Here is a 14,431-nt window from a genome sequence, read left to right as displayed (position 1 = left end):
CGAAGAGACTCGGCATCAAGGTAGATCTCAGTACTGGCTAATACTTTCTAGTACTGAAAAATAAGTGGGAAAAGTCTTGGCTGTACATTTAGGGTCGTTAATAGTGATAGATTGCCCTCCTACCGCAACCATAGAGAAACACATCGCGATACGATGATCGTTATATGTGTCCACATCTGTAAAATTAAAATTAACAGGAGGAGTCACTTCGATATAATCATGCCCTTCAACTACGTGCGCACCAACCTTTTTTAGTTCAGTCGCCATTGCAGCCAACCTATCAGTTTCTTTAACACGCCAGTTGTAAATATTTCGAATCGCCGTTTTGCCACTGGCAAATAACGCTACCGTTGCAAGTGTCATTGCCGCATCAGGGATTGCATTGGCATCAATGTCTACACCATTTATCTGGCCCTTACGAACCACAATACGTTCATCATACCACTCGATATGCGCACCAACCTGTTCCATCACTTTGGCAAAACCAATGTCCCCTTGCACACTTTGTTTACCCACTCCATTGATCTCAATTTCACCACCTGCAATGGCAGCGGCAGCAATAAAATAGGACGCCGAGGACGCATCCCCTTCAACCATGAGTGTACCTGGAGAGCGATACTGCTGAGCGGCCTTCACAACAAAGTACTGATAATCGTGGTTTTCTACATGAACCCCAAAGTGAGCCATCACGCCAATGGTAATATCAATATAAGGCTTAGATACAAGTTCACCTTTAATCCTGATCTTAGTATCGCCACTGAAAAGTGGAGCTGCCATCAGCAGTGCTGTTAGAAATTGACTTGAAATACTGCCGTCAATTTCAACTTCACCACCGGTAAGTTGCTTACCGACAATCTTTAGCGGTGGATAATCTTTGTTTTTGAGATATTGAATATCTGCACCAAGCGTTTGCATGGCATCAACAAGATGGCCAATTGGGCGCTCTTCCATTCGCGGCTCACCAATCAGTTCATAATCACCGGATATAGCAGCAAGCACAGCAGTTAATGGCCGATACGCCGTACCAGCATTGCCTAAAAATAACGGCTCAACGGGGGAAATAAAGTTACCACCATTTCCTTTGACAAGTGCCACCGTGTTGTCGTCTTCTAGTGTAACTTCAACGCCTAATTGAGACAGTGCACCTAACATATGGCGGATGTCATCGCTATCCAATAAGTTCGTCACTTTTGTCGTGCCTTCACACAATGCCGCAAGCAACAAAATACGATTTGATAAGCTTTTAGAGCCAGGTAACGTGACACTGCCACTAACTTTGGTTATAGGCTTAAGCGTTAACTGTTCCATCAACCATTCTCCTTGGCAAACTTGTCCATAAATGCAACTAAGGCTTTTATCCCTTCAATTGGCATTGCATTATAAATACTTGCACGCATGCCACCTACAAAACGATGGCCCTCTAGCGCTATTAAGCCGTTTTTCTCAGCTTCAGCTAAAAATTTGTCGTTGAGACTTTCATCATTTAGCCAAAATGGTACATTCATTAGCGAACGGCAATGTTTAGCCACTTTGTTTGAGTAGAAATCTGAGCTATCAATGTAATCGTAAAGTACAGCAGCTTTCGCAGTATTATGCGCTTCCATTGCTTTCACGCCACCGATACTTTCTAAGTGCTTGAATACTTCAAAAGCAAGATACCAAGCAAATGTAGGTGGTGTGTTGTACATACTTTGCTGATCAGCTTCAGTAGCGTAGTCTAGAATTGCAGGCCTAGGCAAGCCCTCTCGTTTTAGTAATGTTTTACGAACAATTGCAATACTTAACCCTGAAGGGCCAATGTTTTTCTGCGCACCTGCGTAAATCAGATCAAAATCATCCACATTGATTTCGCGTGAAAGGATGTTGGAGGACATATCAGCAACAATTGGTGCTGTAGGATGCTTAGGTACTTCAAATATTTCGATGCCGTCTATAGTTTCATTTGGGCAATAATGAATAAATGACGCTTCCTCCGGTAATTTCCACTTAGATACAGGCAAAATGTCAAACTGACCATTTTCGTCGGCTCGGATATTAACTGCGTGTGTTTGAGTAAACTTCGCGCCCTCTTTTGTCGCGCCGGTTGACCAAATACCATTTTCAACATACACGCCAGGCAAACCATCTACATGCAAATTCAATGGTACTGCTGAAAAGTGACCACGGCCGCCACCGTGCATAAATAACACTTCAAACTCATCGGAGATATTCATTAAACGACGTAGGCTGGCCTCGCACTGCTTCGCCATCTCCAAATAAGGCGCTGAGCGATGGCTGACTTCCATCACTGATACGCCTAAATTCTGCCAATCTAAAAACTCTTTTTGCGCTTTTTTCATCACTTCAACAGGTAACATCGCAGGACCCGCGCAAAAATTATAAACCGTCATATTTTTCCTCATTCCTAATAAACTAGCCCATCCAAATTATCGATGAATTGTAATCATATTTTTTGAATGAACAGTGAGTTGCCCAAGCAAAAGCCGGATAGTTCGTAGCCTTAATTTATCAGGGTTCGAGCTATTGTCATAGAGGGGGAGATTGAAAAAACTGACATAAAGAAAAAAAGCGACCGAAGTCGCTTTTTATATTAAATATAAGGTTGTGTTATTCCCCGGTGTCCGAATCAACTGCTGGGGTTGCTTCACCTTCAGCTTCAACAATTTCACCTTCTGGCAAGTCTTCTACTTCAATTTCTTCAATCCGTTGAAGACCGACCACTTTTTCTTCTTCCATCGTACGAATTAGGATAACACCTTGAGTGTTTCTTCCTACCGTCGATACTTCGTTTACACGTGTTCTTACTAGTGTGCCACGATTTGAAATCAACATGATTTCATCGTTATCATCAACTTGAACAGCGCCAACCACCGAACCATTTCTTTCAGTCACTTTGATAGACACAACACCTTGTGTCGCGCGACTCTTCGCTGGATACTCTTCAAGTGGAGTACGCTTACCGTAACCGTTTTCAGTCACGGTCAAGATTGCACCCTCTCCTTGCGGTACAATTAGCGATACAACTTTCACATCGTCTGGCATCTTGATACCACGAACACCTGTAGCTGTACGACCCATAGGACGTAAGGCTAGCAACTCTTCACCTGTTTCAGGATCACGCTTCACTTCACCCGTTTCCGAGTCACGTTGTTTCTCATTGAAACGGACAACTTTACCATGCTCTGTAAACAGCATGATGTCATTTTCGCCTGTGGTAATGTTAGCACCGATAAGGCTATCGCCTTCGTTCAAGTTGATGGCAATAATACCACTTGCACGCTGACGACTGTATGCTGTCAGAGGTGTTTTCTTAACGATACCACTTGCCGTCGCCATGACGATAAACTTATCCTCTTCGTATTCGCGAACCGGTAAAATTGTCGTGATGCGTTCATCGGCTTCCAATGGTAATAAGTTAACGATTGGTTTGCCGCGCGCAGCGCGAGACGCAAGTGGCAATTGGTAAACTTTCAACCAATATAAACGGCCAGCTGTTGAGAAACACAAGATTGTATCATGTGTATTTGCCACCAGTAGACGCTCGATGAAGTCTTCATCCTTCATCTTAGTTGCAGAGCGCCCTTTACCACCACGGCGCTGTGCCTCGTAATCACTAAGAGGCTGGTACTTTACGTAGCCTTCGTGAGAAAGTGTAACCACGACGTCTTCTTCGTTGATCAAATCTTCAAGGCTAATGTCATGTGCAGCAGCGGTGATCTCTGTGCGACGCTCATCGCCATACGTTTCTTTGATTTCAACTAGTTCATCGCGGATAACTTCCATCAAGCGTTCTGGAGAAGATAGGATGTACAGAAGTTCAGCAATGATGTCGAGTAGCTCTTTATACTCAGCTAAAATTTTCTCATGTTCAAGACCGGTTAGCTTGTGTAGCCTTAAGTCAAGAATGGCTTGCGCCTGTTGTTCAGACAAGTAATATTGACCATCGCGGATCCCTAGCTCTTCAGCTAACCAATCTGGACGTGCAACGTTCTCTTCTCCAGTGCGCTCAAGCATTGCTTTCACATTACCAAGGTCCCACCCACGCGCCGTTAATGCTGCTTTCGCCTCAGCTGGTGTTGGTGAGCGACGGATCAGCTCAATAATTGGGTCAATGTTTGCAAGTGCAATTGCTAAACCTTCAAGCGTGTGTGCTCTGTCTCTGGCCTTACGAAGATCAAATACAGTACGACGAGTTACTACTTCACGACGGTGAATAATAAACGCATCGAGCATTTCTTTGAGGTTAAAACATTTAGGCTGGTTGTTGTCTAGCGCAACCATATTAATACCAAACACAGTTTGCAACTGCGTTTGTGCATATAAGTTGTTTAGTACAACTTCACCGACTTCACCGCGCTTAATCTCAATAACAATACGCATACCGTCTTTGTCTGACTCGTCGCGCAGCGCACTGATCCCTTCGACTTTTTTGTCTTTTACAAGCTCAGCGATCTTCTCTATTAATCTCGCTTTGTTTACTTGATACGGAATTTCGTGGACGATGATTGTTTCTTTGTTTGTTTTTTCATCGACTTCGATTTCCGCTTTGGCGCGGATATAAATCTTACCACGACCTGTTTTATAAGCTTGTTCGATGCCTTTTTTACCACTGATAATAGCAGCAGTTGGGAAATCTGGACCTGGTATATAGTCAATCAATTCTTCAATGGTAATGTCTGGGTTTTGGATAACAGCCAAACAGCCATTGATCACCTCAGTTAAATTATGAGGTGGAATATTGGTTGCCATACCAACTGCGATACCAGAAGAACCGTTAACCAATAGGTTGGGTATTTTTGTTGGTAAAACATCAGGTATTTGTTCTGTACCATCATAGTTTGGCACATAATCCACGGTTTCTTTTTCAAGATCTGCAAGTAACTCATGTGCAACTTTCGCCATACGCACTTCCGTATAACGCATTGCAGCAGCAGAGTCACCATCAACAGAACCAAAGTTACCTTGTCCATCTACTAGCATATAGCGCAGAGAGAAAGGTTGAGCCATACGTACAATTGTATCGTACACAGCACTATCACCGTGCGGGTGATATTTACCGATAACATCACCAACTACACGAGCTGATTTCTTATAAGGTTTATTCCAGTCATTTTTCAATTCATTCATCGCGAATAATACACGGCGGTGAACTGGTTTTAGGCCATCACGTACATCAGGTAATGCACGGCCTACAATAACGCTCATCGCATAATCTAGATATGAATTTTTTAATTCATCTTCGATATTGACTGGCAGGATTTCATTGGCGAGATCAGACATTTGACTCCACTTTCCTTCAGTGTCCACCCCTTTTATGTCACACTATTACGTGTGTAGCGCTGTTTGCTGAATATCAAATGGCTTGTTAATTGAAATGCAAAATCAAAGCACTTATTAAAAACCGAATTGCTTCAGCGTATCAGCAAGGGTGTTGTTTATTATAAAATTCGTTAGCCATGCTATCACACTTTTTAGCGTTTTACAGGTGCTATTTTTATCAAATCCCTTTTATAATGCGCTCAATTCGACGAGGAAGTTTTTTATGACCGAACATCAAAATGTAGACCCTAATGAAATAGCAAAATTTGAAGAAATCGCCGAACGCTGGTGGGACAAAGAAGGAGAATTTAAGCCGCTTCATAATGTTAACCCCTTGCGATTAGACTTTATTAACGATAAATGTGGCGGTTTATTTGCTAAAGATGTACTAGATGTTGGCTGCGGTGGCGGAATACTAACGGAAAGTATGGCGAAGATGGGGGCACATGCAACCGGTATTGATATGGGTCAAGAGCCACTAAATGTTGCCAAACTACACGCACTAGAAGCCAATATTCAGGTGAACTACCAAAAAGTGCCAGTTGAAGATTTTGCCCAGCAGCGTGCTGGTACATTTGATGTAGTTACCTGTATGGAGATGCTTGAACACGTACCCGATCCAGAGTCTATCATCCGCGCAGTTGCAAAATTAGTGAAACCTGGTGGACATGCGTTCTTTTCTACCTTAAACAAAACCACTAAAGCTTATTTGCTAGCTATTGTTGCCGCTGAAAAGTTACTGAAGATTGTGCCAGAAGGCACTCACGAACATGACAAATTTATTCGTCCTTCTACTTTGATAAATTGGGCCGAGAGTTATGGCTTAAAAGTAAGAGCAGCAAGCGGTATTCACTACAATCCGATTGGACAGACATTCACTTTAACTAAAGACGTTTCCGTCAACTACGTACTTCATTTTGAGAAGCTAGTATGATTAACGCTGTTTTATTTGACCTAGATGGCACACTGCTCGACACGAGTGAAGACTTGGGTGCTGCGCTAAATCACGTTTTAGCAATGAATAATATGGCTGTGGTTGAAAAAGCCATTTACAGCAGTGCCATATCTGACGGGGTCGCGGCAATGCTAAAAGTGGGGTTTGGCGACACCTTGCATCAATTTGATGTTAATCAACTACGCCAATCTGTACTCGACTATTATGCGGATAACCTTGCCAAACACTCTCATTGTTTTGCAAATATTGGGGCGTTATTGGATAGCCTTCGAAAGCAAAACATAAAGGTAGGGATCATGACCAATAAGCCTGAGTTTTTGACGCTACCGTTATTAAAGCAAATACCAGAACTGGCAAAGATAGATATTGTGGTTTGTGGCGATACGCTTTCAGTCGCAAAACCACACCCAGAGCCGCTCTTATTGGTTGCCTCAAAACTGGGGGTTGATCCCAGTCAATGTATGTATGTAGGTGATGCAGAGCGTGACATTATTGCTGCAAAATCTGCAAAAATGAAAAGTGCTGTTGCGATGTGGGGATTCATCCCTTCTGAACAAGTTGCTAAGTCTTGGAATGCGGATCTATATCTTACTAACCCGTTGGATGCAATATCGCATATCTAGTGCTATAATTTTTTCAAAGCACAAGATATTGTGCTTTAACGATTATAGAAACGAATTTGTGTAGAAAAAAATCACTTAAACTTTTTTTTTTATTTTTACTAAAAAGCACCATCTTTAAGTTGATTTTTCTTTGTGAGCAGATAAGCGGATTGTCGAAGGTGAGTGGGCACTAACATAAATAAATTATCCCAAACTTATCCACAATTCTCCTAAAGTTGTTCTCTTGCAAATTCGCACTAACCCCACTATCTTGTGATCCCTAGCCGCTATAGCACCATATATAGTGGTGGTTTGCTAAACAATTTTTAATTCGTGCGATATCTAAAGCGCGTTCCTAAGGAATACAGGCACATAACATGAACCAACAGCTATCTGTATGCAAAAGAAACGGTCGCAAAGAGCCGTTAGATCTAGACAAGATCCATCGTGTCATTACATGGGCCGCAGAAGGCCTAGATAACGTCTCAGTTTCTCAGGTTGAGTTAAAGTCACACATTCAGTTTTATGACGGTATTCGCACTGGTGATATCCACGAAACGATTATAAAGGCTGCAGCGGATCTTATTTCAAAAGAATCTCCGGACTACCAATACCTTGCAGCTCGACTTGCTATTTTTCACCTACGCAAAAAAGCATATGGATGCTTTGAGCCGCCTCACCTATATCAGCATGTGGTAAAGCTTGTTGAAGACAAACGATATGATCAACACTTGTTGACTGATTACACTGAGGCTGAGTTCAACGAACTAAACGATTATATTGACCATAATCGCGACATGAATTTCAGCTATGCGGCCGTTAAGCAGCTGGAAGGTAAGTACCTCGTACAAAACCGTGTTACAGGTGAAATCTACGAAAGCGCACAGTTTTTGTATGTGTTAGTTGCTGCAAGCTTATTCGCAAATTATCCAAAAGAAACACGCTTAGATTACATCAAGCGCTTTTATGATGCCGTCTCTACGTTCAAAATTTCACTACCAACGCCTATTATGGCTGGTGTTCGTACGCCTACACGCCAGTTTAGTTCATGCGTATTAATTGAATGTGCTGACAGCTTAGATTCAATTAACGCTACTTCATCTGCAATAGTAAAGTACGTAAGCCAACGAGCAGGTATTGGTATCAATGCAGGACGTATCCGAGCGCTAGGTAGCCCAATTAGAAATGGTGAAGCATACCACACAGGATGTATTCCATTTTATAAGCATTTTCAGACTGCAGTTAAAAGCTGTTCTCAAGGCGGTGTACGTGGTGGTGCGGCTACCCTATTCTACCCACTTTGGCATTTAGAGATTGAAAACCTACTTGTACTTAAGAACAACCGCGGTGTTGAAGAAAACCGTGTCCGTCATTTAGATTACGGTGTGCAGTTCAATAAAACCATGTACAGCCGACTGATTAAAGATGACTATATTACCCTGTTTAGTCCATCAGACGTACCTGGGCTCTACGATGCTTTCTTTGAAGATCAGCAAGAATTCGAAGCGCTTTATACAAAATACGAGCAGGATGAATCTATTCGTAAAAAGCGCATCAAAGCAATTGAGCTTTTCTCCATGTTTGCACAAGAGCGCGCAAGTACAGGTCGTATTTACCTACAGAATGTTGACCACTGTAATACTCACAGTCCGTTTGACTCTAAAGTAGCACCAATTCGTCAGTCAAACCTGTGTCTTGAAATTGCATTGCCAACAAAACCGTTGAGTCATGTTAATGACCCTGAAGGCGAAATTGCACTGTGCACGCTTTCTGCATTTAACCTAGGTGCGATCAAATCTTTAGATGAATTAGAGGAGCTTGCTGAGCTGGCAGTTCGTGCGCTTGATAACCTGTTGGATTATCAAGATTACCCAGTACCTGCTGCTTACAACGCAACTATGGGTCGTCGTACTCTAGGCATCGGCGTTATCAACTTTGCTTATTACTTAGCAAAAAATGGTGTGAAGTACTCTGATGGTAGCGCGAATGGTTTAACCCATAAAACATTTGAAGCAATTCAATATTATCTGATGAAAGCCTCGAATGAACTTGCCAAAGAGCGTGGTGCTTGTCCTAAGTTCAACGAGACAACTTACTCACAAGGTATTATGCCTACTGATACGTACAAACGAGATCTAGACAAAGTTTGTGCTGAGCCATTGCACCTTGACTGGGACGCGCTCAGAGAAAGCATCAAGAAGCATGGTATGCGTAACTCTACATTGTCTGCTTTAATGCCTTCTGAAACTTCGTCTCAGATTTCAAACGCTACCAATGGTATCGAGCCACCACGCGGTCACATCAGCGTGAAAGCAAGTAAAGATGGTATCTTGAAGCAAGTAGTACCTGAGTATGAAAGACTGAAAGACAGTTACGAGTTACTGTGGGATATTCCTTCAAACGATGGCTACTTGACATTAGTAGGCATCATGCAGAAATTCATCGATCAGACCATTTCTGCAAACACGAATTATGATCCAAGTAAGTTTGAAGCGGGTAAAGTACCTATGAAGCTACTTTTAAAAGACTTACTAACTGCATACAAACTTGGTGTTAAAACCCTTTACTACCATAACACCCGTGATGGTGCGTCAGATGCTCAGGACGAACTAAAACCTGAAGTAGAAGATGATGGCTGTGAAGGCGGCGCTTGTAAGATATAACGTTCTATGCGGGTGTGCTTCACCCGCTTTTTTAGGTATTGAGTAACACATTTATGGCATATTCAACGTTTAGCAGAAATCATAACGATCAACTAAAAGAGCCGATGTTTTTCGGACAGACAGTTAACGTATCTCGCTACGACCAGCAAAAGTACCCGATTTTCGAAAAGCTCATTGAAAAGCAACTTTCTTTCTTTTGGCGCCCTGAAGAGGTTGATGTAAGTAAAGACAGACTTGATTTTCAGGCTCTTCCTGAGCATGAAAGACACATTTTCCTTAGCAATCTTAAATATCAGACGTTGTTAGACAGTGTTCAAGGTCGCTCGCCAAATGTTGCGCTGTTACCCATCGTTTCTATCCCTGAGCTAGAAACGTGGATAGAGACATGGGCTTTCAGTGAAACGATACATAGCCGCTCTTACACGCACATTATTCGTAACGTTACACAAAACCCTGAGATTATATTCGATGATATTGTTGGCAATGACAAAATCGTTGAACGTGCAGATGCGGTTACCAAGTATTATGATGAACTCATTGAAAAAGTTAGCCTGTATAACCAGTATGGTGAAGGCAAGCATGAGATAAATGGTAAAACGGTTGTCATCAATCTGTTCGAGCTTAAAAAGCTACTATACCTTTGCATCATGTCCGTTAACATCCTAGAAGCAATACGTTTTTATGTCAGCTTTGCATGTTCATTTGCTTTTGCAGAGCGTGAGTTAATGGAAGGTAATGCCAAAATCATCAAATTAATTGCGCGCGACGAAGCCCTTCACCTTTCAGGTACTCAGCATATTTTAAATATTATGCAAGAAGGTAAAGACGATCCTGAGATGTCCATTGTTGCTGCCCAATGTCGCGAAGAAGCAATCAAGATGTTTGTAGAGGCCGCTGAACAGGAAAAAGAATGGGCCGAGTACTTATTTAAAGACGGCTCTATGATCGGTCTGAATAAAGATATCTTGTGTCAATATGTCGAGTACATAACCAATATTCGTATGACCGCTGTTGGTTTACCTTCAAAGTTTGAGACCAAGTCAAACCCGATCCCTTGGATCAACGCTTGGTTAGTATCAGATAACGTACAGGTTGCACCACAAGAAGCAGAAATAAGCTCTTATCTAGTTGGTCAGATTGATTCAGAAGTAGACGCTGCTGACTTTGGCGATTTCGATTTGTAATGGTTGAAAAGCCAATATACCTCATTCAGGTTAATAATATTGAGGAGCCACTGAAATATGTGGCTTCTTCATGTTCAATATTAGAGACTTTAGAAAACGCCAATATCCAAGTGTCTTACCAATGTCGAGAAGGGTTTTGTGGCGCTTGCCGTGCAAAATTGCTAAATGGAAGCACGCAATATTCCAATGAACCATTAGCGTTTGTCCGCGAAGGCGAGATCCTTTTATGTTGCAGTAAACCGCTCAGTGACATCACCATTGAATTGCCAGAGTAATATAATTTACTGCGATTACATTAATTTTGTCACCGGTGTTCGAATGTAGTGTTCGCCATCTGTGACGCTTACCGCATTGGTCTCAAATATTACATCCCAATGCAAGCTTCGAGTCAACATATCGCTAAGCTCATCAATAAATCGCTCAGGAATATTAAATACAGAGAGTGAGTCAATAAATTCAAGCTGTGATTTGCGTGCATCAAACCACTGCTGACCTTCTAGGCAGAAAATAACAACCTTAGGAAATAGTTTTTCATACTTAGTAATTTCAGCTACTTCAAAATTGCCAATAAAAAGTGCAACCTCAACGTCATTATTATCATTAACTATCCAGACATCGGGCCAGTTTTTTCTTTCCTGTTTACACCATTTCACCGGTTTGTTAAACGACAACGCACAGATCCCAATAAGTTTAATAGCAAAGTGTTTACAGCTCTCTTTTGACAACATGGCTGCTGTAAATGCTTCTTCATGATGACTGTGATGAAATAAATCAGCAACTTTAATTCTTGCTTTGAATACAAATGGTTTGTTCATCATGGCATGCCTAGTTATGCGCATCTTCTAACTATAGTACCTATATTAATTTCAACAATAACTAAGTTATAGTATAACGTTATTGATCCACCTAAACTGTAGTGTTATATTATAACTCTATTGCCTAAAGGGCTCACTCGTTCAGTAAATAATCTAACTCGTGGTAAAATAAATATGTTTAAGCAGTCTCTTATCGCCAGCGCGTTATTCTCGTTACTAGGCACTTCTCAGGCCTATGCAGGACAATTAACCGGAAAAGTCGTTGATGCCAACAATCAGCCTCTAAGTAATGCGACCGTTCACCTCCATGGTAAAAGTAAAGCCGTCAAATCTGACAAAAATGGGCAATTTACAATTGAAGTAGACTCTGATGCTCAATTACACATTACAAAACCAAACTATTTAGACAACCGCGTTAATATCACTGAACAACAAGGGTTTGTACGTGTACAACTTGAGCCAACATCAGTTGAGAGTATCGTTGTTTATTCATCGGCATTACACAAAAATAGTATGGAGATGACCTCTCCTGTTAGTGTATTAAGTGGTGATGAATTAAAAAACCGTGCTAAGCCCACACTAGGGGAAACATTAAAAGGTCAACCGGGTATTAACGCCAGTTACTTTGGCCCAGTTAGCTCAAGCCCAATTATTAGAGGCTTAGATGGACCTCGTGTCAAAATCACGCAAAATGGCCTAGACAGCAGCGATGCTTCAAGAGTTGGCCCTGATCACGCAAATACCAATGACTCACTGGCAGCGCAACAAATAGAAGTACTCAGAGGACCTGCAACATTGCTTTACGGTTCTGGTGCTATTGGTGGCGTAGTTAACGTTGTAGATAATCGTATTCCTACAGATGTCATAGATAGCTTGCAAGGTGCTGCGGATTACAGCCATGACACCAATTCGAATACCAACACATTTGCCGTATTACTTGAGTCAGGGTTTGATGGTTTTAATTTCCACTTTGATGGTGTTAAGCGCAAAGGCGGCGATTATGAAACGCCTAATTTTGCACAACCGCACGACGATCATGAGTCACATGATGGACACGAACACGAACACGAACACGAACACGAACACGAACACGAACACGAACACGAACACGAACACGAACACGAACACGAAAGTGAATCACATGAAGTCGAATATGCGAATAAAGTAGATAACACTTTCATCGATTCAGAGCAATTTAACTTTGGTACAAGTTACGTTGGCGATCACCTCACTCTTGGTTTGTCTTACGGCCGTATTGATACTGACTATGGGATCCCTGCACACTCGCATGTTGGCCATGACCACGCTCATGATGACCACGATCACGAAGCGCATGATGATCATGACCACGAAGCACATGATGATCATGAGAGTGAAGAGAGCCATGCAGAAGAATCTGTCTTTGCCCGAGTTAAGCAAGATCGTTGGCAAGGTCTTATCAATTATGCGGTACACAGCGATTGGCTAGAATCAATAGGGTTACGTGTAGGCTACACTGATTATGAACATGCTGAGATCGAACATGGTAATATCGGCACAGTATTTGAAAATGATACTACAGAGCTGCGTTTAACTGCTGAGCACCGCTTGGGTGAGTGGCATGGCACCGTAGGCTATCATTTTTCTGACAGTGATTATTCAGCAAATGGTGAAGAAGCATTTACGCCTTCAACTCAAACTAAAACTCACGCTTTCTATATTCTTGAAGAACGCCGTTTCGGTGATTTTACATTAGAACTTGGTGCAAGAGTCGAAGATTACCAGCTTTCTAGCAAAGGTGATTCATTAGAAGATGACCATGACCATGACCATGACCATGACCATGACCATCATGATAGTGAGATAGAAACTGGATTCATAGCTTATGATCTTGATATGACAAACTTGAGTGTTTCTGTCGGCGGTGTATATGACTATACAGCAGGTAGCAATGTTGCTGTTTCATTATCACGCTCAGAGCGTGCTCCTTTAACAGCCGAGCTACTTTCAAATGGTATTCATATCGCTACAAGCACTTATGAGCTTGGCTTAGGCTATGAACTTGAGGGCGATCATTTACATTTTGAACCACAAGATATTGAACAGGAAACATCAACTAATCTAGATGTTAGTTTCAGAAAGTTTTCTGGTGATTTTGGCTATACGGTTAATTTCTTCTACAACGATATAGAAAACTTCTATTATCAAGCACTGACTGATTACATTTTTACTGCTGAACATGGGCTAGAAATCGCAGATCACGCTCATGATGACGCAATCCCAGTATTTAAATTTGAAAGTAGCGATGCAAAGTTATATGGCCTTGAGTTTGATGCTCACTATAAGCTTAATCGCTTCGCCCGAGTCAAAGTTTTTGGTGATTCAATCACAGCTAAATTAGATAATGACGAATACTTACCTCGTATTCCTAGTAATAAACTAGGTGTGGATTACGAGCACCGTTATGAAAATTTAACGGCAAACTTTACCGTTACTCATTATTTTGACCAAGACAATGTTGCCCGTTATGAGAGCGAAACTAAAGGCTATACTATGGTTGATGTCTCGTTAAATTATGACTTTGAGTTGATGGGCAATGATATGGTTGGTTACCTGAACCTAGACAACCTAACGGATGAATTGGGTTATGTGCATAGCTCATTTATCAAAGAGCAGGCACCATTGCCTGGTCGTAATATTAAGCTTGGGATCAGGGGCTACTTTTAACAGTTCCTTTCTTTTATAGAAACCAAAAAGCTACCTTCTCGGGTAGCTTTTTTATTAGCTAATCACGTGTCTTACTGCTCAATCATTCAAGAATTTGAAACTACTCCCTCACGTTGAGCAAGTATTAACGTATGTTGATTTTATACCAATTTGCTTAATTAACCCGAGATCGGTTTAAGCCATCAGT

At 41.7% G+C, this 14,431-nt stretch carries 10 protein-coding genes; 6 read left to right on the top strand and 4 right to left on the bottom strand.

Features of this window, described 5'->3' with window-relative positions:
- Window positions 1–27 precede the first annotated feature (27 nt).
- The 3 genes from aroA to gyrA form a co-directional block, all read right to left on the bottom strand.
- Window positions 28–1,308 carry a 3-phosphoshikimate 1-carboxyvinyltransferase gene (aroA, locus tag D9603_RS05635; RefSeq protein WP_128730590.1) on the bottom strand — a complete coding sequence of 427 codons (1,281 nt, stop codon included), beginning with the start codon at window positions 1,306–1,308 and terminating at the stop codon, window positions 28–30.
- Window positions 1,308–2,390, bottom strand: coding sequence for a 3-phosphoserine/phosphohydroxythreonine transaminase (gene serC, locus D9603_RS05630; protein ID WP_128730589.1), 1,083 nt, complete (start codon window positions 2,388–2,390; stop codon window positions 1,308–1,310). The genes aroA and serC overlap by 1 nt, the downstream gene beginning before the upstream one ends.
- 217 nt (window positions 2,391–2,607) lie before the next feature.
- A complete protein-coding gene (gene gyrA, locus D9603_RS05625) occupies window positions 2,608–5,280 on the bottom strand; it encodes a DNA gyrase subunit A (protein WP_128730588.1) in 2,673 nt (890 codons plus the stop codon).
- Window positions 5,281–5,542: 262 nt separating this feature from the next.
- Between gyrA and ubiG the strand changes: the two genes are divergently transcribed.
- From ubiG to yfaE, 5 genes are all read left to right on the top strand, one after another.
- Window positions 5,543–6,253 (top strand): bifunctional 2-polyprenyl-6-hydroxyphenol methylase/3-demethylubiquinol 3-O-methyltransferase UbiG, encoded by a 711-nt coding sequence (gene ubiG / locus D9603_RS05620; RefSeq protein ID WP_125253915.1) that lies wholly within the window; start codon window positions 5,543–5,545, stop codon window positions 6,251–6,253.
- Window positions 6,250–6,897 (top strand): HAD-IA family hydrolase, encoded by a 648-nt coding sequence (locus D9603_RS05615; RefSeq protein ID WP_128730587.1) that lies wholly within the window; start codon window positions 6,250–6,252, stop codon window positions 6,895–6,897. The genes ubiG and D9603_RS05615 overlap by 4 nt, the downstream gene beginning before the upstream one ends.
- 356 nt (window positions 6,898–7,253) lie before the next feature.
- Complete coding sequence (gene nrdA, locus D9603_RS05610) at window positions 7,254–9,539, top strand: class 1a ribonucleoside-diphosphate reductase subunit alpha (RefSeq protein ID WP_125253947.1); 2,286 nt, start codon at window positions 7,254–7,256, stop codon at window positions 9,537–9,539.
- A gap of 53 nt (window positions 9,540–9,592) precedes the next feature.
- Window positions 9,593–10,723, top strand: a complete 1,131-nt coding sequence (gene nrdB / locus D9603_RS05605; protein WP_128730586.1) for a class Ia ribonucleoside-diphosphate reductase subunit beta — start codon at window positions 9,593–9,595, stop codon at window positions 10,721–10,723.
- Window positions 10,723–10,998, top strand: coding sequence for a class I ribonucleotide reductase maintenance protein YfaE (yfaE, locus tag D9603_RS05600; protein ID WP_128730585.1), 276 nt, complete (start codon window positions 10,723–10,725; stop codon window positions 10,996–10,998). The genes nrdB and yfaE overlap by 1 nt, the downstream gene beginning before the upstream one ends.
- Window positions 10,999–11,013: 15 nt before the next feature.
- On the opposite strand, the gene D9603_RS05595 is transcribed toward yfaE, so the two are convergent.
- Window positions 11,014–11,541, bottom strand: a complete 528-nt coding sequence (locus tag D9603_RS05595; protein ID WP_241651591.1) for a YaeQ family protein — start codon at window positions 11,539–11,541, stop codon at window positions 11,014–11,016.
- 171 nt (window positions 11,542–11,712) lie between these two features.
- Between D9603_RS05595 and D9603_RS05590 the strand changes: the two genes are divergently transcribed.
- On the top strand, window positions 11,713–14,244 hold the full coding sequence (locus tag D9603_RS05590; RefSeq protein ID WP_128730584.1) for a TonB-dependent receptor: 2,532 nt from the start codon (window positions 11,713–11,715) through the stop codon (window positions 14,242–14,244).
- Window positions 14,245–14,431 lie beyond the last annotated feature (187 nt).

The organism is Pseudoalteromonas sp. PS5 (assembly GCF_004103255.1).
GTDB lineage: Bacteria > Pseudomonadota > Gammaproteobacteria > Enterobacterales > Alteromonadaceae > Pseudoalteromonas > Pseudoalteromonas peptidolytica.
This window is presented reverse-complemented; position numbering and strand designations above follow the sequence as displayed.

What these genes read in the sequence shown, in the direction of transcription:
- aroA (WP_128730590.1), bottom strand. Translation starts at nt 1,308, where the DNA reads ATGGAACAGTTAACGCTTAAGCCTATAACCAAAGTTAGTGGCAGTGTC.
- nrdB (WP_128730586.1), top strand. Translation starts at nt 9,593, where the DNA reads ATGGCATATTCAACGTTTAGCAGAAATCATAACGATCAACTAAAAGAG.
- D9603_RS05595 (WP_241651591.1), bottom strand. Translation starts at nt 11,541, where the DNA reads ATGATGAACAAACCATTTGTATTCAAAGCAAGAATTAAAGTTGCTGAT.
- serC (WP_128730589.1), bottom strand. Translation starts at nt 2,390, where the DNA reads ATGACGGTTTATAATTTTTGCGCGGGTCCTGCGATGTTACCTGTTGAA.
- nrdA (WP_125253947.1), top strand. Translation starts at nt 7,254, where the DNA reads ATGAACCAACAGCTATCTGTATGCAAAAGAAACGGTCGCAAAGAGCCG.
- yfaE (WP_128730585.1), top strand. Translation starts at nt 10,723, where the DNA reads ATGGTTGAAAAGCCAATATACCTCATTCAGGTTAATAATATTGAGGAG.
- gyrA (WP_128730588.1), bottom strand. Translation starts at nt 5,280, where the DNA reads ATGTCTGATCTCGCCAATGAAATCCTGCCAGTCAATATCGAAGATGAA.
- D9603_RS05590 (WP_128730584.1), top strand. Translation starts at nt 11,713, where the DNA reads ATGTTTAAGCAGTCTCTTATCGCCAGCGCGTTATTCTCGTTACTAGGC.
- ubiG (WP_125253915.1), top strand. Translation starts at nt 5,543, where the DNA reads ATGACCGAACATCAAAATGTAGACCCTAATGAAATAGCAAAATTTGAA.
- D9603_RS05615 (WP_128730587.1), top strand. Translation starts at nt 6,250, where the DNA reads ATGATTAACGCTGTTTTATTTGACCTAGATGGCACACTGCTCGACACG.